Origin of the sequence: Caballeronia sordidicola (assembly GCF_002220365.1) — a bacterium.
GTDB classification, from domain to species: domain Bacteria; phylum Pseudomonadota; class Gammaproteobacteria; order Burkholderiales; family Burkholderiaceae; genus Caballeronia; species Caballeronia sordidicola_C.
Window position 1 is genome coordinate 1 of record NZ_MTHB01000169.1, and the last position, 4370, is coordinate 4370.

General features: G+C 57.3%; 4 protein-coding genes and 1 pseudogene. 4 read left to right on the plus strand and 1 reads right to left on the minus strand.

Annotated elements, in window-relative coordinates; translation table 11 throughout:
* The 4 genes and pseudogenes from BSU04_RS46615 to BSU04_RS25035 form a co-directional block, all read left to right on the plus strand.
* Positions 1-567, plus strand: a pseudogene (locus BSU04_RS46615) (hypothetical protein); the annotation flags it as partial.
* A gap of 184 nt (positions 568-751) precedes the next feature.
* Positions 752-1621 carry an ADP-polyphosphate phosphotransferase gene (locus tag BSU04_RS25025; RefSeq protein ID WP_089163105.1) on the plus strand — a complete coding sequence of 290 codons (870 nt, stop codon included), beginning with the start codon at positions 752-754 and terminating at the stop codon, positions 1619-1621.
* A 166-nt stretch (positions 1622-1787) separates the two neighbouring features.
* Positions 1788-2375 carry a BPSL1445 family SYLF domain-containing lipoprotein gene (locus BSU04_RS25030; RefSeq protein WP_089163106.1) on the plus strand — a complete coding sequence of 196 codons (588 nt, stop codon included), beginning with the start codon at positions 1788-1790 and terminating at the stop codon, positions 2373-2375.
* Positions 2376-2616: 241 nt separating this feature from the next.
* The gene (locus tag BSU04_RS25035; RefSeq protein WP_089163107.1) at positions 2617-3441 is read left to right on the plus strand and encodes a PRC-barrel domain-containing protein; all 825 of its coding nucleotides are present in this window, start codon (positions 2617-2619) and stop codon (positions 3439-3441) included.
* Between the two features lie 437 nt (positions 3442-3878).
* Here the strand turns inward: BSU04_RS25035 and BSU04_RS25040 are convergent.
* The coding region (locus BSU04_RS25040) for a glycosyltransferase (RefSeq protein ID WP_144021346.1) at positions 3879-4370 on the minus strand (492 nt) is incomplete at its 5' end.

The following is a 4370-nucleotide window of genomic DNA, read 5'->3' on the forward strand; positions in this document are numbered from 1 at the left end:
CAGCCCGAAGCGAAGGCCACGGCTCAGCCCGAAGCCCAGGCTACGGCTCAGCCCGAAGCCCAGGCTACGGAGCAGCCCGAAGCCCAGGCCACGGCGCAGCCCGAAGCGAAGGCCACGGCTCAGCCCGAAGCCCAGGCCACCGCTCAGCCAGAAGGGAAGGCCACAGCCCAGCCCGAAGTCCAGGCCACGGCGCAGCCCGAAGCGAAGGCCACGGCCCAACCCAAAGTCCAGGCCACGGCCCAACCCGAAGCCCAAGCCACGGCCCAACCGGAAGCCCAAGCCACGGCGCAGCCCGAAGCCCAAGCCACGGCGCAGCCCGAAGCCCAAGCCGTGGCGCAGCCCGAAGTCCAGGCCACGGCTCAGCCCGAAGCGAAGGCCGCTCAGCCCGAACTCCACGCCCCGCCCACGCGTGAAGCCAAAACCGAAACACCGTCTGATCCGACGCCGCAGCTTGTTAAGCGAGTCCATGAACTCTACGAGGAACTAGGGCGCGAGGACGTTCGAGCCGTTGAGGACTGGGAATCGGCAGAGCGGGCGCCTCCGAAAGAAGAATCCCATAAACCGTAGATGAGCCGATCTCACCGACCCTGAAATTCGCACACTCTCTTAAGAATAGTCATAGAAGGTTGACTCATGAACAAGCCTGTAGTGCGGAGCTGATCGCCAAGCTTGGCGGTCGGCGTTACCAACAACGCGACGCGACACGAAGCGGTTCTTCCGAAACGTAAGGGCAATCCGCAAAGGCATGACAATGAAAATTGACTCCAGGAATTTTCGCGTGCGTGAGGGAGACGAGGTCGACCTCAAGAAACTGCCGACAATCGGCGATCCCGTGTGCAAGTCGAAGAGACAGTATAAAAAAACACTAGAACAGCACGTTGCTCAACTGAGCTCGCTCCAGCGGATGCACTACGCCTCCAATCGCTACGCAATCCTCCTGATTTTTCAGGCAATGGATGCAGCGGGCAAAGACGGCGCAATCAGGCACGTGATGTCGGGAGTCAATCCACAAGGTTGCCAGGTGTTCAGCTTCAAGCATCCCAGCCCCACCGAGTTGGAACATGATTTTCTTTGGCGCACCACCCGCGATCTGCCGGAGCGGGGCAGAATTGGCATCTTCAACCGCTCCTACTACGAGGAAGTGCTGATTGTCCGCGTGCATCCAGAGATTCTTCGAAGCGAACGACTCCCGGACGCCTTGCTCGACGACGGGGAGGTTTGGCAGAACAGGTATCGTTCGATCGTGGACCTCGAGCGACATCTTTACAGCAACGGCACCCGAATCATTAAGTTCTTCCTTCACCTTTCGGAGGAGGAGCAGCGAAAGCGATTTCTGGCCCGTATCGACGAACCGGATAAGAACTGGAAATTCAGCCTCGCGGACATCGAGGAGCGGAAGTTCTGGAAGCAATATATGACGGCGTTTGAAGAATGCATCAGTGCAACAAGCACGGCTGACTCTCCCTGGTATGTCGTTCCGGCCGATGACAAGGAAAACGCCCGACTTATCGTCTCCCAGATTGTTCTCGATACATTGGAAGGACTCAAAATGGCATATCCCAAAACAGGTGGAAAACGCCGGCGAGAACTTCTGGAGATCCGCAAGAAGCTCTCGAAATGACACGTTGATCGCATTTCCGCAAAAGGGTTCGTGGATGAGGGGCAAGCGATCCCGTCGCGCTAAAACCCCCGACCTCCCGGTCGTCTTCACACGCTGTCGGACCGCATCTTCATTTTCAATGACGTAGTGTTAAGGACTAACTTGACCGACTTGACTGGAGGCAATAATGCTAAGACGAACATTCATGTTCAGTACGCCCGGATCACTTATTGCGATCGCCCTGGCAGTCTCGGGTTGCACGACGACCGGGGCGTCTGACGCCAGCGGCGACCAGATGGATAAGCGCCACTCCATTGACGCGGGTTTCGATTCGACGCTTGCCCGTCTTTATAGCTCCGCCAAAGGTTCGCGCGAGCTCGTTGCCAAGGCGCGCGGCGTGTTGATATTCCCGTCGGTCATCGATGCCGGCTTCGGTGTCGGTGGTCAGTATGGCGAAGGCTCGCTGCGCGTCGGCGGCCGCACGGTTGGATACTACAGCACGGCGACGGGTTCAATCGGCTGGCAGATCGGCGCTCAGTCAAGAGCCATCGTATTCCTGTTCATGACCGAAGACGCACTCAATCGGTTCCGAGTCAGCGAAGGCTGGTCGGTCAGGGGCGAGGCGTCCGTTGCGGTACTCAAGGTCGGCGAGAATGGCGAAGTCGACACGAGTACCGCGAGCAGCCAAGTGGATGCGTTTCTGTTGACGAATAGTGGGCTGATGGCCGGCGCGACCCTCGACGGCACTAAGGTCACGCGACTCAAGTCACTTTAAGCATCCAGGCAGGGTGGGAAATGGCAACGGCCATTTCCCACCTTTGAAAACGTACAAAAAGATCGCGTCTATTCTTGGAAGTACAAGGCCACCAATTGCACTGATCGTCGCCCCGCTGAATTTCGTCCAGGCGAACCCGCACGCGGCACCGTGATCGGTCAACACAACTGGACGAGACACGGGCGCAAGCACAATACGAAGCGGATGAATCGAACGGAGTAAAAACGCAAGGAGCATCGAAATGCTGCGAACTATAGAGCGTCTTCACCGGTGCGCCGTCGTGGCGCTTGATGGCGACATAGGAACCGTCGACCAGGCATTATTCGACGATGAGGCATGGGGAGTGCGCTATCTTGTGGTCGAAACGGGAAACTGGATCGGCGAACGGAAGGTATTGATTTCGCCGTATTCAATCAAACCATCGGATCCGGCCTCAGGCGCACTGCATGTAAACCTCACGCGTCAACAGGTCAGGGATAGCCCGAATATTGATACGCATAAGTCTGTATCTCGTCAGTATGAAACCACACACCTCCTTTACTATGGATATCCCAGGTACTGGGGTAGCTCAAACGTGTGGGGGACGAGCGCCTACCCCGCGTTCACCGGCTCGGTCGAGGCACCGCACCACGAGCCGGACGCACCCATGGGCTCCGATCCGCATACAGAGGGGCCGCCAGCTGACGTCCATCTTCGAAGTACGGATGCCGTGAAGGGCTGTCACATCCGGGCCGCCGACGGCAGCATTGGCCACGTGTCCGGGTTCATTTTCGACGACGTCGCTTGGGTCATCCGTTACCTGACAGTCGACACGCGCAACTGGTGGCCGGGTGGTAAAGAAGTGTTGTTGGCGACGCAATGGTTAAGCGGCACGGATTGGTTCGACTCCACTGTTTCGACCGATCTCACCCGCGACGCGATCAGGAATAGCCCAGCATACGACGATGCGGTTTTGCTCACCCGCGGTTACGAGAAAACGCTTCACGGATTTTATGGCAAACAAGCGTATTGGTCAGAGAGCGATACGGAATCTCTGCTTAGTCACATCGGAGAAACGGCCCCGTAGATTAGCGCGAGTGGGGTAGCCCTACGCTAGACACGCAGCAATGCAATGCCACGAGAAAGGGTAAGCGTGTGATTCTGGGAATTGCCCGTAATTTTGGATGCAACTCTGCTAACCTAAATGATCTGGGACAACTACTCATACGAGACGCGCCAAGCGGATCCGGGCGCACGGATAAATCCGATCTCCGGACGCTATGGATGCAGCGGAGAAAGATGGGTAGATTCTGAGGTCAGCGAGTGCTGCTTCTAAGACACTCGCCGGGAGAGAAGACTCAGGAATCGCACGAGAGGCCACGGGAGGGTATTTGAGAAATACGCGGTTTGCTTTTCAAGGCTGCTTCAATGCTCGCTAGGTATGTACCTGAGGCCGCATTCGAGCAGCGCCTGTGACTTCGACACTTTGGTGAAATCCTTAGTGCCAAACTCTCTCGGCGCAACTCAAGCCATCTCGGTATCCTGAAGCAGGGGACGCTGCCGCGTAGGTGCGAGCATGGAGGTGTAGGTTTCAACATACTTCGCCGCCATCGTCTTCGCGCAAAATCGGCGCTCGAACTGGGCCCGAACTTCCGTGCGAGATAGATCATCAATGCGTTGTAGCGCAGCGACCGCGCCCGGTACGTCCTCGCAAATGTAGCCAGTCACACCGTGGTCGATCACCTCTGGCACCGAGCCCCGATTGAATGCGATCACTGGCGTACCGCACGCCATCGCCTCGATCATCACGAGCCCAAAGGGCTCCGACCAGTCAATCGGGAAGAGCAACGCTTTCGCACCGGATAGAAACGCCGGTTTTTGTGCGTCGTTGATTTCGCCGATGAACTCGACGTCCGCCTGCGACAGCAATGGCTCGATGATGGATCTGAAGTATTCCTGGTCGACCCTGTCGACTTTGGCTGCAATCTTCAACCGGAGACCGCTTTCGATAGCAAT